The following is a 19,200-nucleotide window of genomic DNA, read 5'->3' on the forward strand; positions in this document are numbered from 1 at the left end:
GAAAGTTAGGTTTCTACTAAGCGGCTGCTCCGCGAACGGAACGTTTCTCCAATCCTGTAGTCTCCAAATGAGGAAGAAGCGAATTCAAATCTGGTTGTGAATGGGTTGAAAGGGGCATAATGGTGAGAAAATGAAAAGAGGATAACAGGTGACGCTAGGACAGAAAAAACGTATATGGATTTCTCTGACGGTAATAACTATCTTCATCGTTGTGTTGATCATTCGATTGGGTTATATACAACTATTTATGAGAACGACGCGGTTGCATGGAAGCACTTATACCCTTCAGGAAATATCAGTTCTCCAAAGAGAGCGTGGGATTATACTTGATTCAGGACGGGGGCGTTTCTATGATCGAAATGGGATTTCGCTAACGGGTGAAACCATACCCTCGGCTGTGTTATTTCCGGTGAAGACGGCTAAGGATCAGAGCTTGAAGAAGACTGAGTTAGAAGGTATTTCAGAGGTGCTAGGTACAGATAGGTTCTCTTTTCAACAGGTATGGGACAGCATAAGAGAGCCATTCATCTGGAAAGGCGAGAAGAATGATGAGATACTAGCTCTGAATACCTCTCAGTCAAGAATTATTAGCAATCTGAAAATAAGCGGGATAGAAGTATTACCTTTTCAAATGAGATACAAGAACGTATTTTCGGGTAAGCAATGGTTAGGATACTTATCCCAGATAGATGTAAGCTTCAACACAAAAAATGTGGGATATCATGTACAGAAAGGCGCTGCTGGGCTTGAGAAGACATTAGAACCTCTGCTACATGGGGTGGGCCCAACGATTGCATATTATAGTGTCGACGGACAGAATAGGCCTATTCCAGACACAGGAATCAGAGTGAAGGCTCCCAATAATCCGTATTATCCGTTAAAGTTTATTACTACTATTGATACTCACCTTCAGGAAAATATAGAAAGACTTACTAGAGAATCGGGGATGAAGGAAGGGGCTGTAGTAGTATTAGATGTAAATTCATCCAATATTGTTGCGATGGTTTCTTCTCCATCCTATAATCCTCGTGATATTCACCCTGAGCAGGGGGAATGGAATAACAGAGCGCTACAAGCAACAGCTCCAGGTTCAATCTTCAAAACAGTGATCGCCGCCGCAGCACTAGATGCAGGTATTACCTCTCCCGAGGAGGAGTTTCATTGTACAGGACATTATGGTAAATATGGTCTGTCTTGTTGGAAGAAAGGAGGGCATGGCAACTTGAATTTAAAGCAAGCCTATGCTCAGTCTTGCAATGTAGTATTTGCGACTTTGGCAGAACGTCTAAGCGCTGAACAAATTGAAAGGACTGCTCATTCACTTGGACTAGGGACAAAGGTGGGATGGCAAGCTGAGAACTATCTAGGCATGTCTTCATTCAGTCCTTTGGATCATGAAGATGTTGGTGTGATATTCAACAATTCTAGTGAGCAAAGGGATGGAGGGGTCCGTGTACAGACTGGAATTGGCCAGCGTGATGTCCAAGTGACACCACTGCAGGCAGCTAACTTGGTTGTCACTTTACTACATGAGGGACAGGTACAATCACCTCGGATTTTACAGCAAATAAATTATAATAATGGGCAAGTTATGAATAAATTAAAGCCACATCGCTTAATGCCTTTCAAAGAGGTGGGCATTAAACCGGAGACAGCTAGATTATTACTTTCATGGATGAAGCTGGTCGTGACTGAGGGGACAGGAAAATCACTTGCTGCTACTTCAAGATGGTCGTTAGCGGGTAAATCAGGTACAGCACAAGTGGTGTGGAAAGGACACCCTCGCAATAACCAATGGTTTATTGGATATGGCCCTACGAACAAACCTAAATATGCCGTTGCTGTATTGTTTCGGAATGTTCCGACGGATACTAAGAATCAAGCAACGGCTCTTTTTGGTCAAGTTATGGGCTCATTATCATCCTTAGTGGGTACACTACCGGATGAGGATGGTTGACCCATATCGAATGGGGAGACTTCGAACTCATCAAGGGGTAAGCGAATCCAGCTCTGTAAATATCCCTGCATGAGCAGTTCTTTAATTAGAATAAGCAATATGGGAGATAGAATTAACCCTGCTAGACCAAATAGGGACAATGAAATGATCATAAAGGACAACATTAGGAATGCAGAAGTCACACCTATTGAATTTCCAGCTATCTTGGGTTCTAATAATTGACGAACAATTAATACAACTATGAGCAGAATAGTCAATCCGATAGCTAGACCCGTATTACCGACGATAAATAAGTAGATAATCCATGGAATCAGAATAGCTGGGACACCTACCAGTGGTAAAATATCAAACAAGGCACTGACAAGGGCTAAAGATAGTTCATTGCCTGTGTTTAGAATCATTAGCCCTATATAGACAATTACAAAGGTAATCAAAACCATAATAAGTTGGGCCTTTAAATAAGAACCGATTGATTTAAATACATGTGTCTTGAGGAAGGTGAAGGCAGTTTTAAATGTCTTTGGCGATTTCTCTTTAACAATGCGCTTCCAGGTTTCAATCTCAATACTGAGGAAAAAGGCTAAAATAATGGCAATACCAAAGTTACCCATGAACGACGAGAATGTACTCAGCGCAGCAATCATATAAGCAAAGAAGGTAACCATCCAGCCCGTCGCGATATCTGTTATAAGGGTGAAATATTCATTCATTTTATCTGTAATATTGGGAGGAAGCACGTCGATCTGGTTATGTAGAAAATCTGTTACATTGGTGAATGCACTTTGAACGACCATCGTATAATGAGGTAAATTTTCTTGGAGTTGTGCAACTTGGGAAATAACAATCAGCCCAGCACTAAATAAAATACCTAGAATGATTAGAATGAACAGGAGAACCGAGAGGGTAGAAGCTAACGCTTTAGGAAGTCCTCTCCGAAATAGGAAACGAGCAAACGGTTCAATAATCATAAAGATGAGAATAGATAGAAATACAGGAGCTGCTAGTTGGTATAATTTACTGAAAACATACATCACTAAAAACACGGTAAGTACAATAAGTCCAATATCAAAAAAAGTACGCCAATATTTTTTGTATAGAGGTAGCATAAACGAATAACATCTCCTTAATTAGCAATAATTTACTGATTTCTATTGTACATCATTTTCAAAAATACGCCTATTTGTTTGGCGATTATGATAAAATATATAATAGTGATTTTAATAATATTTCTATATGTAGCAAAGTTTATCAGAGAAAAAGTGGGGGAATGAAATGCAGACTTTACTTCTTTGGTTATTTTATATTTCATCATTTTACGCATTCATCCCGGGTATGATTACTCGTATTTTTGGATTTCGAGTCTTTCGAAGGGGAAAAGGACAACAAGCATTTGCACTTACTTTCGACGATGGACCCGACCCGCATTACACACCTCAATTATTGGATCTACTTAAACGATATCATGCTAAAGGTACCTTCTTTGTAGTAGGGATCAATGCAGAACAGAATCCAGAACTTATTAAACGAATGTATGATGAAGGGCATCTAATAGGTATTCATAACTATACGCATAAAACCAATTGGTTAATGAGTCCAAATACTGTTCGTAACCAGATTATGAAGACAGATAAAATTTTATATGATATAACGGGTGAACGTACATCTTACTATCGTCCGCCGTGGGGTATTATTAATTTGTTCGATTTCTCTAAACGGAATCAATTCAAAATTGTACTTTGGTCATCTATGTTTGGGGATTGGCGTGAGAGTATGGGAGCGGATCGTTTGGCTACACGAATGCTGAATAAATTGAAGCCCGGCGAAGTTATGCTTCTGCATGATTGTGGCTCTACTTTAGGAGCTAATCCTAATGCACCCGAACAAATGCTGATTGCTTTAGAGAGAGTCCTGCAAGAAGCTCAGCTACGTGATTTGCATAGTATCCGAATTGATGAAATGATTTTAGCTAAAGAGAATGCAACGGAGACAAAACTATCGCGGGGGAAGCTTGCAATCGTCAAACTGTGGCTGTTATGGGAAATGGTTTTCCATTTTATGTTTCGTCTCCAAACCGTTACGCCGAATAATCCATTTCTACACTATCGACTTCGTGCTTATCAAGGCGACAATATTACGTTAGACAATGGGATGATTCTACACAAAGGCGACAAAGTGATTGAGCTTCATTTTGATAATGAGAAGTTGTTTGATATCGGTCTCCATTCCCGGTCAACGGTTCATTTGGCTATCAAAATGATTCGTTCAATGGAGAAAGAGCTTCCTTCACTAGCGCAGCAGATAATGGACAATGATGATTTCAAGGATGCCAAAGCATTATATGGTGTAAGTATGATTAATCGCGGTCCTGAAAAATTCGGATTTAGCATTCGTGATTTACCCGAGGGTTGGTTTGCGAAATCGACAGGTCTTTATCTGAAACTTTTAATGAGAGTTATACATCCAGCAGGTCAGGATCGCTTGAGAGAATCTTCAGAGAAGTTGATTCCTAAGATGATTATTATGCCAATAGAGCAATTAAATAAATATTATATAGTTAACGGCTCACATCGTAATCCCAGTAAGAAGACTAATGAACAAGAACGTGGAGTTGAAGAGCAATTATTGAACGTATCTTTATTGGGTACGCCACCAGTTGTGTAATATTCTACAATTATGTATTATATAGGTATAAATGAACTCCTTGAAGTACAAGGCGGATTTCCTCTTATAGGAAATTCGTCTTTTTTTGGTTTAATCTGCGCGTTGAGTTATGCGTATAATTTGAACTAAAGGAATATTATACCATTATAGGTCGGAGGTATGATAGAATGACAATTAATTTATATTAAATCTATTTGTTTCATAAGGTCTATATCTGTTTTGAGTGTGATTGATTATGTGATTCACAACTTTCCTGTAAAAAGAAGAAGCGCAGCCAACGAAGTGAGTTTCAAAGATGTAAACGATGCATTTAAATATAGGAGCGTGATGGAATGAAATTATTCATGAAATTATTAATGGTTGGTAGCCTAGTTTTTTCTGGAATGACAAGCATAACAACGAATGAAACAATATCGGCTTCAGCTAGTGGGTTCAAGGATGTAAAAGCGGATCATTGGGCGAAGAGTTCGATTCAAGCAGCAGTAAGTAAAGGATATTTCAAAGGATACACGGATGGAACCTTCAAACCGAATGCAGCGGTAAGCAGAGCGGAGTTTGCGGCACTTCTAGCGCGAGTATCCAAGGCCAACGTGGAAATAGAACAGAAAGATGTATTTAAGGATCTACAAGGACATTGGAGTGAAACGGAGGTCAATCGAGCTGTTTCGTTGGGTTTCATTGATCCCAAGGATTATAAGAATGGATTTAAACCGAAGACACCTATTACACGTGCAGAAATCGCTAAATGGATGACATCGGGATTGGCTGCTGCTGATTCTGACTACAAGCAAGCTTTGGAAGATACGAAAACCACAGTTATTCCGGTGAAGGAGTATTTTAATCCAGGGATTCCGTTGTCTGAATCTTCTTATATCGCAGTAGCGCTAGGTACAAATCTAATGAATGGTTATCCAGATGGATCTTTTGGTTTAGACAAGAATGCTACACGAGCAGAAGCTTCAGCAATTTTACTGAACTTGGAAAAGGTAAGTCAGAAGAAAGCAGATAGCTTTACCGGTTTGACGGAACTAAGGGATGTAGGCACGAAACGTACCAATATGGAATCGATTAGTCCATTTACGACAGGAACTTCTTCTTTAAATAATGTCGCAGATAAACCACTAACTTTTCGTAATAATGCGGGAATTATTAAATTACATCATTACATTGTGGTGGATACTCAGGATTTTAAAAACAAAAAAGGGATTTATGCATCACTGTTTGTGGATGAAAGTGATTATGGTAAATTGGATAAAATCGGAATTTATAGAGCTTATGTACAAGTGACAATCTATCCAAAGGCTAAAGATTTTAAAATAGACCATTATATGAATGGAGTTAATTCAGGCATAGTTGGAGGGTCAAGCATAGTTAATAATTTACCGCAGAAATTCGGATACTTAGCTTTGCCAAATATGAATACAAGGGAATTTTTTAGTAACTATAAAAATGGTGAAGGAGTTACATTGTGGATTGAGAGTTATGTAAATATCAACCACCCAGAAGCTCAAATGGTAACAGATGATGGTTCTTTTGCCAAGATAATAAATAAAAAGTAATTAGGAGAGATTTAGTATGAGGAAGTGGACCATAATATCGATTCTGATCATTTTATTTTTTGTCCAAATACCAAATCTGTCATATGCAGATTTTTCACATGGATACCCACCCGATGAAGAAATTGAAGTATCACCAGAAGGACCAGTTTCGATGCAAACTCTTAAAGCCACAGTTAAAGGCATTTCACAGCCAAGACCCAAGGTTGTATGGGTTCAATCCGATACAGATATATGGTCGGCTACATTCGATGATGGAACGCGTATTGTGACAGGCACACTTGGTAGCGGAGCGAGTGCGTATCCTTTATATCAACGAACAGATTTCACTCTCAATGTTGAGCAATATGCACCCAGTACAATGAGAGATTCACTAGATAACCCTTTTCAAAAAGAATTCATTAGAGAACTTGGAATTGAAGATATGGAATGGAAAGATGAACCTAGCTATGACGCTGTTGATGATAAACCGGAATTTGTAGTAGGAAATATGGATGCAATAATAAGAGTGTATACAGGAAACGAAAAAAGAGAGAATGATAAAATAGCATATGGTACTAGACCTGATCGATCGCCAAAGTTCACCGTTCATTATTTTCTTCCCATGCTAATTAAATATAGCGGTTACGTTGTTGAAAAAAAACAGATGCGTGTACTTGAAAATGCAACTTTAGCGGTGAATGAGACAAAAAATATGCAAGCGCAAGTCCGAACACTCAAATATAATATGACGGATTTTCCGGATAACTGGAACACGGTTACTAATGAAACTGAAACCACATGGTCTACGGATCGGGCTTCGGTGGCAACTGTAGATTCTACAGGTAAGGTTAAGGGTGTGGGTGTGGGAACAGCGAAGATAACGGCTAAATGGAAGAAAGGTCCGTATTGGTTGTATGCATCAGCTACCATTACAGTTGGAGATGGCGGAACAACAGATCCTCCAGGAGGGACAGGCAGCTGTACGTGGACAATCGAGCCACCAAGACAAGTAGCTGCACCACAGACGATCTCTATGGACCCGAGGGCAACAGGCGTGATTAAAGCGGATGATGCTAGTAATTCACCCCATAACTTCGATGTGGGACAAGGGATACCTACCTCAGACTATCTATACGCGAATACATTAGGATTAAACTATCTGTTTCAACACACATTTGGAAATCAAGTCGGAAAGATTAAATATAACTGTAACGTTAATTTAGTCTACGCTTTAACTTGGAAAGAGAGACAACCTAGCCTACCAGGACCCAATGGTACAACAATACCCCAACCTGATATACCTAAGTCAGCAACAGAGCCTAAGACATATATGTTCAGTTTCACACGCGATTATGACTACTGGACGATCAAAAATTTAGAAGTCTATACGCTCAACAAGTCGACCATGAGCAACTACGCGCTACCTAGTGGTACGGTGACGTTAAATCCAACGGGATATGTACCGCCAACATTGGAAACGAAGCAGAGTGATCCTGTAGGAGATCACGTATATCCAAAGGAAACAGGAACTATTTCATTCACTCCACCAATACAAGATGGAGGATATTCTAGACCTTCTCCAGATGATCATTCAGGTTTGTTACTCGGAATGGCCGAATCTCAAACTCAGGATGCCGAGGTTCAGAATGATAAGGTGAATTTTAATGGGGAAATCATCATGAAAGATGACAAGGCTACAAAAAAAGCTCCAACGCCAGGAAAGATTCCTGAGTCGCCCATGATGGGTAACAGAGTGTTATATCTGGGTAATCAGCTCATTAGTAGAACGCTTGTAAATAAAGCTAATACACCAAGTTCAGGTACAATTTTCTATGATCTCCTTGGCGGTCATGTAGGGGGAAGTGGTGGTGAAAATTACGCTATATCCCATATCAATACGGTGACGGTGCATACACCGGTTGTCAACTATTCCTCCGTTACAGATGATAAGGAACATAACCAGAAGACGACACCCAATGCAAATCGAGCAGCTTTTATTCTAGATAGGCCCTTCACCGTAAGAATACCTACCGCCGGGCAGCATGTTCCCTATCCAGGGTATGGTAACCGAGATTACGCGAAATACATAATGACCAAGCAGGTCTATTTTCCATTTGACGTCTATCAAGCAGGAGGGACACAATTCATCCCGAAGAACACCTGGATCGATGTGCCGATTCATCAGTTAGATACAAGCTTTTTCCTCCCTGTGTGGGTAGATGAAGGAGATTATACAGTGTATTTCAGAACAATCGCTGAGAATTCACCGGTCAAGCTAGATACCGAACCCGATGCGAACCGAGATCTGGTTAACCATGTAGCTACAGATACGGTATCCGTAGAAGTGATTGGACGACTCTATGATTTTCATGTGACGGATATCGCGGATTATAACTGGGAAACGGTATTTCGTACGAAGAAGGGAAGCAGTACACCAAGCGGTTTCTCCTACTGGGTAGGGGATAAGTCGATCGATGGGGCCCCACGTGGAAATGCTGTGCCGTATGTACTTCCGGTGGCACAAGGTAAACATCCGAGTCCGAGCTACACGAACGTGGCGGTCAAGACAGGCTACCATTTCAAATTCGATTTCAAAACGAAGGGCAATATGTTCCGCACGCAAGATGGGATCGCGATCACACCAAGTTTCTATTATGTAAGCAAGGATGGAAAAAGTAGACAAGCTGTAGACCTATATTATAACAGTGGTTCGAAGACGATGATTAAGCTCGGTTCCGCACAAGATACAGAACGGCGATATGTGATCCTCAATGATCGGTTACGAAATGTAGCTGAAGAGGAACTTAAGGATACGGCAGCCTATCTCTACAATCATGAAGAGTCAGCTCGGAAGGTAGGAACGTTAGAGCAGTTTACTAAGAAATATATGGAGAATCTAAGCCAGCAAAAAACATGGGTAGGCAGATATAACGATCTGACCTTACCCAGTGCGGTCCGCACGTTGATGGGACCGAAGTACAACATACCCAGTAGCGTTGATATAGAACGTGCCAATGCTGCCATTCAACACTGGTATGGGGAGTACAGTATTCCAGCAGACATCTATGCGGTTAAGAAGGGGACAAATGTAGCCGAATATGGCCGAACGCACACCTTAGACGATCATGCGCCCATATTTATGAAACAAGGATATATGATCGTGAATTTCGATATAGAGACACTGCAGAATGGGGATGTTATCCATCCGCATCTCCAATATATCCATGCGCCGCTCATGAATCAGTGGCAGATGGAAGGATTCAGCAGAACTTATACAGACCCGAAGAAACAACTGTTCTCGCTCATGGACGGGGATGTGATCTTCTATCATGCCAATCTTTCCAGTCGAGATGACTTTAGATCGCAGGTTACACATTAAGATTAGGAATTTAGAAGAGTAAGGCATTACAGTGTATTCGTAACGTACATTCGCCAATTTAAATAACATAACAGAATGTACAAATAAAAATCCGGACACTCATAGTGAGCGTCCGGATGTACTATAAAGATTATAAATTCATTAGTATATTGATTTACTTTAACGGTATTCCATTAAATCTCAAATACTGCACCAGAACTTGCATTTGTTACTAGTTTAGAGTAACGGGCAAGATATCCTCTTTTAACTTTAGGTTCAAAACCCTTCCAGTTCTGACGACGACGTTCAAATTCCTCATCATCAATCTCAAGTTGGATGGTACGATTGTTAAGATCTAGTTCGATGATATCTCCATCTTCAACAAAGGCAATAGGTCCACCTTCAGCGGCCTCAGGAGAAATATGTCCAATACTGATACCGCGAGAAGCCCCTGAGAAACGGCCATCTGTAATCAGACCGACTTTTGCACCCAGACCCATTCCGACAATTTGTGATGTTGGAGCAAGCATCTCTGGCATTCCTGGTCCACCCTTTGGACCTTCATAGCGAATGACTACAACATGTCCCTCTACTACTTTACCATTAGCAATTCCAGCTAATGCTTCATCTTGGGAATCGAAGCAGATGGCTGGACCTTTATGATAGCCACCTACAGAAGCATCCACTGCACCTACTTTAATGATGGATCCTCCTGGTGCTAAGTTACCGAACAAGACGGCAAGTCCACCACGTTCAGAGTGTGGTTGGTCTAAGGGGTGGATAACATTATGGTCAAGGATTTCACAGCCTTCTACATTCTCACGTAATGTTTTAGCAGATACTGTGATACAGTCCCCATTAATTGCACCTGGTTTCTTCAGAAGTTCATTAATGATGGCACTTACACCACCTGCATTGTGTAGATCTTCGATGTGCCAGTCTGAAGCTGGAGCAAGTTTAGCCAAATGAGGTACACGGTTAGCGACTTCATTAATACGTTCGATTGGATACTCAAGACCTGCTTCATGGGCTAGAGCCAACGTGTGCAATACGGTATTGGTAGAACCACCCATAGCCATGTCAAGCGCAAATGCATTATCTAGAGCTTCCATGGTAACAATATCTCTAGGCTTGATGTCTAACTTGATAAGTTCCATTAACTGCGTCGCAGATTGTCTAACGAAATCTTTACGTTCTTCAGCTACCGCTAGAATAGTTCCATTACCAGGAAGGGCAAGTCCCATACCTTCTGCAAGACAGTTCATAGAGTTAGCTGTGAACATTCCAGAGCAAGATCCACAAGTAGGGCATCCGAACTGCTCAAGTTCTAATAGACCTTCATCGGATAATTTACCTACTTGGTGAGCACCAACGCCTTCAAAGACAGAAGTGAGTGAAATGGAGCGACCATTGCTGTCTTTTCCTGCTTTCATAGGTCCACCACTAACGAATATGGTTGGAATATTAACACGAAGGGCACCCATCATCATACCGGGGGTGATTTTATCACAGTTTGGAATACAGACCATTCCATCGAACCAGTGTGCTGTAACAACAGTTTCTACTGAATCAGCAATGATCTCGCGGCTTGGCAACGAGTAGCGCATACCAATGTGTCCCATGGCGATCCCATCATCTACACCAATCGTATTAAATTCAAAAGGAACACCTCCAGCTTCACGAATGGCTTCTTTGACAATCTTGCCGAATTCTTGAAGATGAACATGCCCTGGAACAATGTCGAGATAAGAGTTACATACTGCGATAAAAGGTTTACCGAAATCCTCTTCCTTAACGCCTGCTGCGCGCAACAGACTGCGGTGAGGAGCACGGTCGAAGCCTTTCTTAATCATATCTGAACGCATTTTTTTTGGTTTCATGTTGTCCAATTTCCCCCCCAAATAATTTATAATTTTATTGCTTTATCGCGTTTAATCGAAAGAGTAAACATGTAAAAGGTTTTAAATGAGTCTACCACAAATAGATCGTTTTTTCTAGCAAGCTATTAAAGAATAAGCCACCACCTTTCCATGATTTTTAGGAAAGATAGTGACCCATATTTTTAAGTAAATCCTACTAAAGCTATAGATTAATTTATAATGTCCGATTAAAGGCACGATGTTCCAAGGAGCTAACCCAATGGATAGAGGGTTCTATGATGGATTGCGCCATACGGCGTACAATGGGTTGTGCTAACAGAATGGCTAGAATAATTGCACTTCCTATTAGAAATACTGCTTCCAAAGGTTGTTGTATATAATGGTATAATCCAGAAGAATAAGCGAGACGAATAATAAAACCGTGTAATAGGAACACGTATAGCGTCCGACGGCCTAAGTCCGTTATACGACTAACATACATAGGCACCCAAGCGAGAAAGGCAGCAGCAGAGATGAATTGCAGAAGATATAAAGTGATCCGAAAGATTCCAGCAGACCATCCGTAAGAGTTTAATTGCATATAAGTCATGCTTCCGTACAGCCAACCTTCAGGTAGATTCGTCCCCCATAAACCCAGAATAATAAAGATCCCTATGGAAATGAACGCTGCACCTACTCTTTTTTCAAAAGTGAAAAAATGCAAGAACTTCTCGAAATTAAAGTGATGCCCGATTAGGAAAAATGGTAAATAGACAAATGTCCGACTTACACTGAGCCACACACCATCAAGTTGTAGATAGCCGACCATTACGCCCAAAATTAGCGAGATTATGATTTGTTGAATAGGCGTTAATCTGTACATAGCTAGGGTTAACAAACGCCAAAAGAAGTGACTAACCAGAAACCATAGTAATAAATAGGGGGCAAAGAAAGAGTGATTGATAGACCCCACATGAAAGATAGTAATATCCAATATAGAATATAAGGTTTGAAAAATAACATATTGCATGCATATTTGAATTAATGTTTCTCGTCCTACCGCACCGTGTAGCTTAGATTTAGAAAAGTATCCAGTGACAAGTACGAATAAGGGCATATGAAAAGTGAATATCCATAAAAATAATTGGTGTAATCCGGCCATTTCGTGAATTAAAGGTTCAATGGCATTGCTCACAAATACAGTTACAATGAGTAAAAATCGTAAATTGAGAAAATAGGTTTCTCCTCGTTTTATTAGAGTAGTATCCATCGTAATTCCCTCCAGTAGCCTATCCAAAGGCGTAAATGCGCTGTTATGTTTCTCTTTATTTATCTATAATTTTAAATTACTATGATTACTGGCTTTCTATTGTGATATAAATCACAACTGTAAGCGGTGTCACCTCAACTAATTGTGTCTAACTGTTGAATTGATTTAATATCACTAACATTGACAATGTTTCACGGACGTTTGACAATAGAATTAAATCAATAAACGAAATATTTAGGGGGATTGTATTGCCAATACTTCAGGTAGGAACTCATCGCGTGTCTTGTGAAGGTTTATTATTTGATAAGGATGGTACGTTATTGGATTTTATGACTTTGTGGGGAGATTGGGCCGACTCTGTATTGGACAGGATGGAGGAAAGACTCACCCTGATAGGTGCTGAATATACAGGAGGCAAACGATTCGTACTCGGGACAGTACATGATGAGAAAGGAAAGCTGTATAATTATGATACTAAAGGTCCTCTTGCTATGGCGACTAAGGAAGAGACTATTGGGATATTAGCTTGGCAGCTATACCATGCAGGCGTTCCTTGGAATGAAGCCACGATGCAGGCATCGGATATTTGTAAGAATGCTATGGAAGATGTTCGACAACGGAAACCAGCTCATCCCATGCCGGGATTACTGAATTTTTTGCTTGACTGTCGTGATTCCTCTTTGAAAATAGGGGTAGTAACATCGGATGATACTTCTTCCGCAATGGAGCAACTTTGCTGGATGGGCTTGAGCGATTTTTTTCAAGTCATCATAGGACGCGATCAAGTGAGCCAGAGTAAGCCGCACCCTGAGATGGTGGAGAAGGCGGGGGCAATGCTTGAACTTCGGCCGGAGCAAATGGTTCTGATTGGGGACAGTAATGGAGATATGCAGATGGCGAAGAACGCTGGGATACGTTTGGCAATAGGGATTACTACGAGGTGCGATGGAGCAGATTACTTGATTGATGCCGATGTGCTCATCGCTAGCTATGATGAAATACAACTGAAATGATATATGTGGAGGTAAGATAAAAATGCAAAAAATTGAAACCTTAGCTACGTGGATTAAGGAAAGTGAGCGCATTGTTTTTTTTGGAGGAGCGGGAACTTCGACAGAGAGTGGAATTCCTGATTTTCGTTCAGCAGCTGGGTTGTATCAAAGTGAACAACACTCACCGTACCCACCTGAGGAGATGCTAAGTCACCATTTTTTCGTGGAGCGGCCTGAGGTGTTCTATGATTTCTATCGCACTAAAATGATTCATAAGGACGCTAAGCCTAACGCTTGTCACCAAGTATTAGCGGAACTTGAACAGCGAGGGAAGTTAAAAAGTATAATTACACAGAATATTGATGGGCTGCATCAAAAGGCAGGAAGTTCAAAGGTGTTAGAATTGCATGGCTCGATTCACCGCAATTATTGCATGGGATGCGCACGGTTCTATGATTTGGACGCTATTATCGAAAGTGTAGACATCGTTCCTCGTTGTAGCTCCTGTCAATCGGTCATTAAACCGGATGTGGTACTGTATGAAGAAGCGTTAGATCAGAATATTCTTTATGAGGCCATGGAAGCCATCTCTAATGCCGATTTGATTATTATAGGTGGAACTTCGTTAACTGTGCAGCCCGCAGCGCAACTAGTATCCTATTATCAAGGGAATAGGTCTGTCCTTCTAAATGTAGACGCTACAGCTTATGATCATCGCGCCGATCTTCATATTACACAGAAAATTGGAGAGGTCATGCACCAAGTAAGTCAAATACTTGAACCTTAATCTAGAAAGATAAGTCAAGCCAGAGAACTACTTTCACTGTAAAGAGACATTCCAAGAAGTCATATGACTTATTGGACTTATTGGAATGTCTCTTTATTTGTTATAAGTGCGTGCTCCAAAAAATCGACGATCTAACACCAAAAAAGGTGAGTTCTGTTCAGTCATAAAGGCTACTTTTATCACGTTATACCAAAAAGTTGAATCGATTTCTAGCATGCACACATATATATATATACATACAGCTGACTAAATGATTGTACCAGGGAGGATATATATGGTTACGATTAGCTTATGTATGATTGTACGCAATGAAGAGAATAGCTTGCATCAATGATTGTCTTCGGTCGAGGGCATTGCGGATGAAATCGTGATAGTAGATACAGGTTCGACGGATAAGACGAAAGAGATTGCCGCTCAATTTGGAGCAATAGTAACCGATTTCGAATGGATCGATGATTTTGCAGCAGCTAGAAATTATGCATTTAGTCAAGCGACACAGGAATATATCCTATGGTTAGATGCAGATGACATGATAAAAGAAAAGGATAGATTGTTGTTTAAAGAGTTAAAGCGAACGTTAGCTTCGGATGTCCAAAGTGTGACAATGGCTTATCATTTAGCTTTTGATGGAGAAGGCAACGTGACTTCGAGTCTGAGGCGTAATCGTTTGGTTCGTCGGGATTGTCAATTTCAGTGGATAGGTCCTGTACACGAATATTTGGCTGTGGGTGGAACATTGTCAATAGTGATGTGTGTATTACATACAAGAAAGATAAAGAACATACGGATCGGAATTTACAAATATATCGTAAACGTGTGGAGCAAGGAGAACAATTCTCGCCACGGGATCTGTATTATTTCGCCAACGAGCTTCGAGATCACAGCTTATTCCAAGATGCGGCCGACTATTATGAGAAGTTTCTGGCGACTGGGCAGGGATGGGTTGAGGATAATTTTCAGGCTTGTTTGAAGCTAGCAGAGTGTTATGAACAACTAGTGGATCAGGAAAAAGGATTTCAGGCCCTCTGTCGAACATTACTGTACGACAAACCAAGATCTGAATTCTGCTGTAAACTAGGTGCTTACTTTGTCTCCAAGCAGCAATATCACCAGGGTATTTACTGGTATGAACTAGCTCTACACTTACCTCCTCCTAACGAATCCATGGGTATGAGAAATATAGCGATGTCGACATGGGTACCTCAATTACAACTTAGTCTATGCTACGACCGAATCGGACAGCATCACAAGGCTAATGCACATAATGAACTCGCCCTGAACTTCTACCCCTCGCATCCGAGTATGCTTTATAATCGTAATTACTTTAAAAATCTCTTGGGTTCAGAATATGTGGAAAACAATCGGGTTGTCCCCAATTGAGATCATTGATTATTATAACGACACGAACATGACGAATAATATCCCCAAAATGAGGGTGTTCCCAAAGCCGGAAAATGGCTTGGGGCGCCTTCTTTTTATTTCATGCAAGATAGGGGATCTGAGCAACGTTCTGCAGCCGCAGAGATAATCCGTCCGAGCAGGGGTCATCATTAACATAATACTAGAATCCAGCACGTGTCTGACTCCGATAAGCGCTAGGGGATTGGTCACAGAAGCGTTTGAATTGGCGTGAGAAGTACAGAGCATCCGTCAGTCCTACCGACGCAGCTACCTGTTCAATGGATAACTCTGGGCGTTCCCGTAATAATTGGCGTGATTTATCAATTCTAAGCTTCAACAAATAAGTTACAGGCGACAGGCCTGTTTCTTTCTTAAATATGCGGGATAGATATGCACGGTTATATCCCAGGCTGTCACACATTTGCTCAATGGAGACGGGATGAGCGAACTGCGTGGACATATAGAGGATCATTTGCTTCACAGTGCGCTGAACTTGGTTTTCAGTTCCTGTAAGACTAGATTGACTAGATAGAATATCCTGCGCTTCAGCAAGAATAAGGTATAAATACCCAAGCGAAGCCATGTGTGCACTTTCCTTTTTAGTATAAAAGGCGGCTTGCATCTGGCTAATTGAGTATGAAATGATACTCTTTGAGACGATAGGAAAGGCAGGTTCTCCAGCTACAAAACCAGCTTCCTGAACTTTGGAATCGGCTGCAAGCCCTGTAAAGGCAACCCAGCGATAACGCCAAGGGACATCTGGATTGGAGACATAACTGACCAATTGATTAGGATGAATGAGGAAGCAAGACCCTTTACCCAGTTCATAAGTTCGCTGTTCTGTACGAAAGGTTCCTCTACCCTCTTCAACACAGTGGAGTAGGTAATAATCATATATTTTGGGACCCAATGCATGGAGGGGGGCAGTCTGGCTCTCGCCGGCAAAAAGAACGTGCAGTGGGTTACCATCATGGTAAACAGGATTCGCTGCAACCGAATAAGATTTAAGTTCGGACATGATGACGGTCATCCCTCTCTAATTAACGATGATATCGTTGAGAATGTTATGGTACTATTATATTATGAAAGGTCACATTTATCCATATTAAACTCACATGATTGCATTATCAATTTTGTTAAATTCTTTTATACTAGTACTAAGCAATAAGGATATTGAGAGGATGGGTGTAAAGCTAATGACTACACAAGAATTGAAACAAAAGTTCGTCTTAAAGTATGGCGAAGGCCAACACAAGGAGCATGTATTCTATGCACCAGGTCGTGTTAATTTGATTGGAGAACATATCGACTATAACGGTGGTTATGTTCTACCCGCAGCCCTTGAATTCGGAACGACGCTAGTCGTACGTGAAAGAAATGACAATAAAATTCACTTTGCTTCTGCGAATCTTTCATTTGAAATTACGTTGGATATACATGATATTGGAGAAGAAAAGACAGGCGAATGGATCGATTATCCCATTGGTGTCATGGTTGAATTGAAGAAAATAGCTTGTCCTTTGACTAAAGGATACGACTTATTGTTCCATGGTGACATCCCGAATGGTGCAGGACTTTCTTCTTCTGCCTCACTAGAGGTAGTCACAGCTTATGCATTCCTAACTATGGAAGGTAAGGAAAAAGATACTGTGGAAATTGCGCGCCTATCGCAAAGAGCTGAAAATCAATATGTTGGTGTGAATTCCGGCATTATGGACCAATTTGCAGTGGCTAATGGAAAGCTTGATCATGCCATCCTGTTAATGTGTGATACGCTGGAATATAAGCATGTTCCATTTGTCACAGGTTCATACAAACTGGTGATCGGGAACACGAATAAGCGCAGAGGACTTGTGGATTCTGCTTATAATGAACGCCGTCAACAATGTGAAGTTGCCCTAGAGTGTTTACAAAAAGAAGTGCCGGCGCTCACATACTTGGCGCAATTGAAGCCAGACCAGTATGAAACCTTACAAGTTCATATTGAAGATGAGACGGTTAGACGCCGTGCAGAACATGTTGTAAAAGAGAATCAACGGGTGCTGGACTCCGTTGAGGCCTTAAGCGCTAACAACTTGGAGGAATTTGGCCAACTCATGAACCAATCCCATGAATCACTTCGCTTCTTGTATGAAGTGAGTTGCGATGAACTTGATGTGATGGTGGATGAAGCACAGCGTATTCCAGGAACACTTGGCGCTAGAATGACGGGAGCAGGCTTCGGTGGATGTACCGTTTCCCTTGTCCATGAAGATTCTGTAGAACAATTTGTGAAGCAAGTTGGCGAGAATTATAAGACAAGAACGGGACTTGAGGGTGAGTTCTACGTGTGCGGCGTGGGCGACGGAGTGAAAGAACTAAAGGAGGAGATTTAGAATGGCGATCTTAGTTACAGGCGGAGCAGGTTATATTGGTTCACATACGGTTGCTGCATTATTGGATCTAGGGGAGGAAGTTGTCGTTATTGACAACCTCCAGACAGGACATCGTAAAGCCCTTCTTGGGGGTAAGTTGTATGAAGGGGATCTACGAGATAAAGCTCTCTTAGCCAAGCTATTCAGTGAGAACGACATTGATGCTGTGATCCATTTTGCAGCAAACTCTCTTGTAGGAGAAAGTATGCAGAACCCTGCTAAATACTATGATAATAATGTGGGTGGCGCATTGTGTCTGTTAGAAGCTATGGATGCTGCTAATGTTCGTAAAATTGTGTTCTCCTCTACAGCTGCTACTTATGGCGAACCAGAAAAGGTACCTATTGTGGAAGGCGATCGCACAGAACCAACGAATGTCTACGGTGAAACGAAGTTGATGATGGAACGCATGATGGCATGGTTCGATAAAGTGTTAGGTATCAAATACGTGGCATTGCGTTACTTTAATGCGGCAGGTGCACATGCTAGTGGTCGGATCGGCGAAGACCATCGTCCAGAGAGCCATCTTATTCCACTTGTATTGCAAACAGCGTTAAAGCAACGCGAGAATATTGCTGTTTTCGGTGAAGATTATGCAACTCCTGATGGCAGTTGTGTTCGTGATTATATTCATGTTAGTGATTTAGCGGATGCGCATTACCGTGCTGTAACCTACTTACGTGAGGGTAAAGATAGTAATATATTTAATTTGGGTAACGGACAAGGATTCTCTGTCAAAGAAGTGATTGAGACAGCGAAGAAGGTAACAGGTCTTGATATTCCTGTAGTTGTGCAGGAGCGTCGTGCAGGGGATCCCGCTATATTAGTTGCTTCTTCTGATAAAGCCCGTAGTGTGTTAGGGTGGAAGCCGGCTCATGATAGTCTAGATAATATTATCCAAAGTGCTTGGAGCTGGCATCAATCCCATCCACAAGGGTATGGAGAATAAGGGGAGGGTTATGA

12 protein-coding genes and 1 pseudogene are annotated in these 19,200 nt (G+C 41.2%); 9 read left to right on the forward strand and 4 right to left on the reverse strand.

The features are described 5' to 3' along the window. Window positions 1-148 precede the first annotated feature (148 nt). Window positions 149-1,957, forward strand: coding sequence for a peptidoglycan D,D-transpeptidase FtsI family protein (locus J2T13_RS02110; RefSeq protein ID WP_429367881.1), 1,809 nt, complete (start codon window positions 149-151; stop codon window positions 1,955-1,957). Here the strand turns inward: J2T13_RS02110 and J2T13_RS02115 are convergent. Then, window positions 1,900-3,063, reverse strand: coding sequence for an AI-2E family transporter (locus tag J2T13_RS02115; RefSeq protein WP_429367883.1), 1,164 nt, complete (start codon window positions 3,061-3,063; stop codon window positions 1,900-1,902). The two genes, J2T13_RS02110 and J2T13_RS02115, sit on opposite strands and share 58 nt — an antisense overlap. A 166-nt stretch (window positions 3,064-3,229) precedes the next feature. Here J2T13_RS02115 and J2T13_RS02120 point away from each other — a divergent pair, with 166 nt between their 5' ends. From J2T13_RS02120 to J2T13_RS02130, 3 genes are all read left to right on the forward strand, one after another. Next, window positions 3,230-4,618 (forward strand): polysaccharide deacetylase family protein, encoded by a 1,389-nt coding sequence (locus J2T13_RS02120; RefSeq protein ID WP_429367885.1) that lies wholly within the window; start codon window positions 3,230-3,232, stop codon window positions 4,616-4,618. Between the two features lie 332 nt (window positions 4,619-4,950). Further along, window positions 4,951-6,177: an S-layer homology domain-containing protein gene (locus tag J2T13_RS02125; protein WP_429367887.1), complete on the forward strand. Its 1,227-nt coding sequence runs from the start codon at window positions 4,951-4,953 to the stop codon at window positions 6,175-6,177. Window positions 6,178-6,193: 16 nt separating this feature from the next. After that, a complete protein-coding gene (locus tag J2T13_RS02130) occupies window positions 6,194-9,535 on the forward strand; it encodes a DUF5704 domain-containing protein (protein WP_429367889.1) in 3,342 nt (1,113 codons plus the stop codon). Window positions 9,536-9,708: 173 nt separating this feature from the next. Here the strand turns inward: J2T13_RS02130 and ilvD are convergent, their stop codons facing one another. Next, window positions 9,709-11,394: a dihydroxy-acid dehydratase gene (gene ilvD / locus J2T13_RS02135; RefSeq protein ID WP_429367891.1), complete on the reverse strand. Its 1,686-nt coding sequence runs from the start codon at window positions 11,392-11,394 to the stop codon at window positions 9,709-9,711. A 214-nt stretch (window positions 11,395-11,608) separates the two neighbouring features. After that, window positions 11,609-12,643: an acyltransferase family protein gene (locus tag J2T13_RS02140; protein WP_429367892.1), complete on the reverse strand. Its 1,035-nt coding sequence runs from the start codon at window positions 12,641-12,643 to the stop codon at window positions 11,609-11,611. Window positions 12,644-12,891: 248 nt separating this feature from the next. Here J2T13_RS02140 and J2T13_RS02145 point away from each other — a divergent pair, with 248 nt between their 5' ends. From J2T13_RS02145 to J2T13_RS02155, 3 genes and pseudogenes are all read left to right on the forward strand, one after another. After that, the gene (locus J2T13_RS02145) at window positions 12,892-13,656 is read left to right on the forward strand and encodes an HAD family hydrolase (RefSeq protein ID WP_429367893.1); all 765 of its coding nucleotides are present in this window, start codon (window positions 12,892-12,894) and stop codon (window positions 13,654-13,656) included. A 22-nt stretch (window positions 13,657-13,678) separates the two neighbouring features. Continuing rightward, complete coding sequence (locus J2T13_RS02150; protein WP_429367895.1) at window positions 13,679-14,422, forward strand: NAD-dependent protein deacylase; 744 nt, start codon at window positions 13,679-13,681, stop codon at window positions 14,420-14,422. A gap of 334 nt (window positions 14,423-14,756) precedes the next feature. Beyond that, window positions 14,757-15,802, forward strand: a pseudogene (locus tag J2T13_RS02155) (tetratricopeptide repeat-containing glycosyltransferase family 2 protein). Window positions 15,803-15,983: 181 nt separating this feature from the next. On the opposite strand, the gene J2T13_RS02160 reads toward J2T13_RS02155, so the two are convergent. Then, entirely contained in the window at window positions 15,984-16,844 is an 861-nt protein-coding gene (locus tag J2T13_RS02160) for an AraC family transcriptional regulator (protein ID WP_429368301.1), read from the reverse strand. A 175-nt stretch (window positions 16,845-17,019) separates the two neighbouring features. On the opposite strand from J2T13_RS02160, the gene J2T13_RS02165 reads away from it, so the two are divergent. Together J2T13_RS02165 and galE are read left to right on the forward strand one after the other, a co-directional pair. Further along, window positions 17,020-18,198, forward strand: a complete 1,179-nt coding sequence (locus J2T13_RS02165; RefSeq protein WP_429367896.1) for a galactokinase — start codon at window positions 17,020-17,022, stop codon at window positions 18,196-18,198. Window position 18,199: 1 nt separating this feature from the next. Further along, on the forward strand, window positions 18,200-19,186 hold the full coding sequence (gene galE / locus J2T13_RS02170; protein WP_429367898.1) for a UDP-glucose 4-epimerase GalE: 987 nt from the start codon (window positions 18,200-18,202) through the stop codon (window positions 19,184-19,186). Window positions 19,187-19,200: the final 14 nt, after the last annotated feature.

Origin of the sequence: Paenibacillus sp. DS2015 (genome assembly GCF_050433705.1) — a bacterium.
Classification (GTDB): Bacteria; Bacillota; Bacilli; order Paenibacillales; family Paenibacillaceae; genus Paenibacillus_AQ.

What these genes read in the sequence shown, in the direction of transcription:
- J2T13_RS02115 (WP_429367883.1), bottom strand. Translation starts at nt 3,063, where the DNA reads ATGCTACCTCTATACAAAAAATATTGGCGTACTTTTTTTGATATTGGA.
- J2T13_RS02120 (WP_429367885.1), top strand. Translation starts at nt 3,230, where the DNA reads ATGCAGACTTTACTTCTTTGGTTATTTTATATTTCATCATTTTACGCA.
- J2T13_RS02125 (WP_429367887.1), top strand. Translation starts at nt 4,951, where the DNA reads ATGAAATTATTCATGAAATTATTAATGGTTGGTAGCCTAGTTTTTTCT.
- J2T13_RS02130 (WP_429367889.1), top strand. Translation starts at nt 6,194, where the DNA reads ATGAGGAAGTGGACCATAATATCGATTCTGATCATTTTATTTTTTGTC.
- ilvD (WP_429367891.1), bottom strand. Translation starts at nt 11,394, where the DNA reads ATGAAACCAAAAAAAATGCGTTCAGATATGATTAAGAAAGGCTTCGAC.
- J2T13_RS02140 (WP_429367892.1), bottom strand. Translation starts at nt 12,643, where the DNA reads ATGGATACTACTCTAATAAAACGAGGAGAAACCTATTTTCTCAATTTA.
- J2T13_RS02150 (WP_429367895.1), top strand. Translation starts at nt 13,679, where the DNA reads ATGCAAAAAATTGAAACCTTAGCTACGTGGATTAAGGAAAGTGAGCGC.
- J2T13_RS02165 (WP_429367896.1), top strand. Translation starts at nt 17,020, where the DNA reads ATGACTACACAAGAATTGAAACAAAAGTTCGTCTTAAAGTATGGCGAA.
- galE (WP_429367898.1), top strand. Translation starts at nt 18,200, where the DNA reads ATGGCGATCTTAGTTACAGGCGGAGCAGGTTATATTGGTTCACATACG.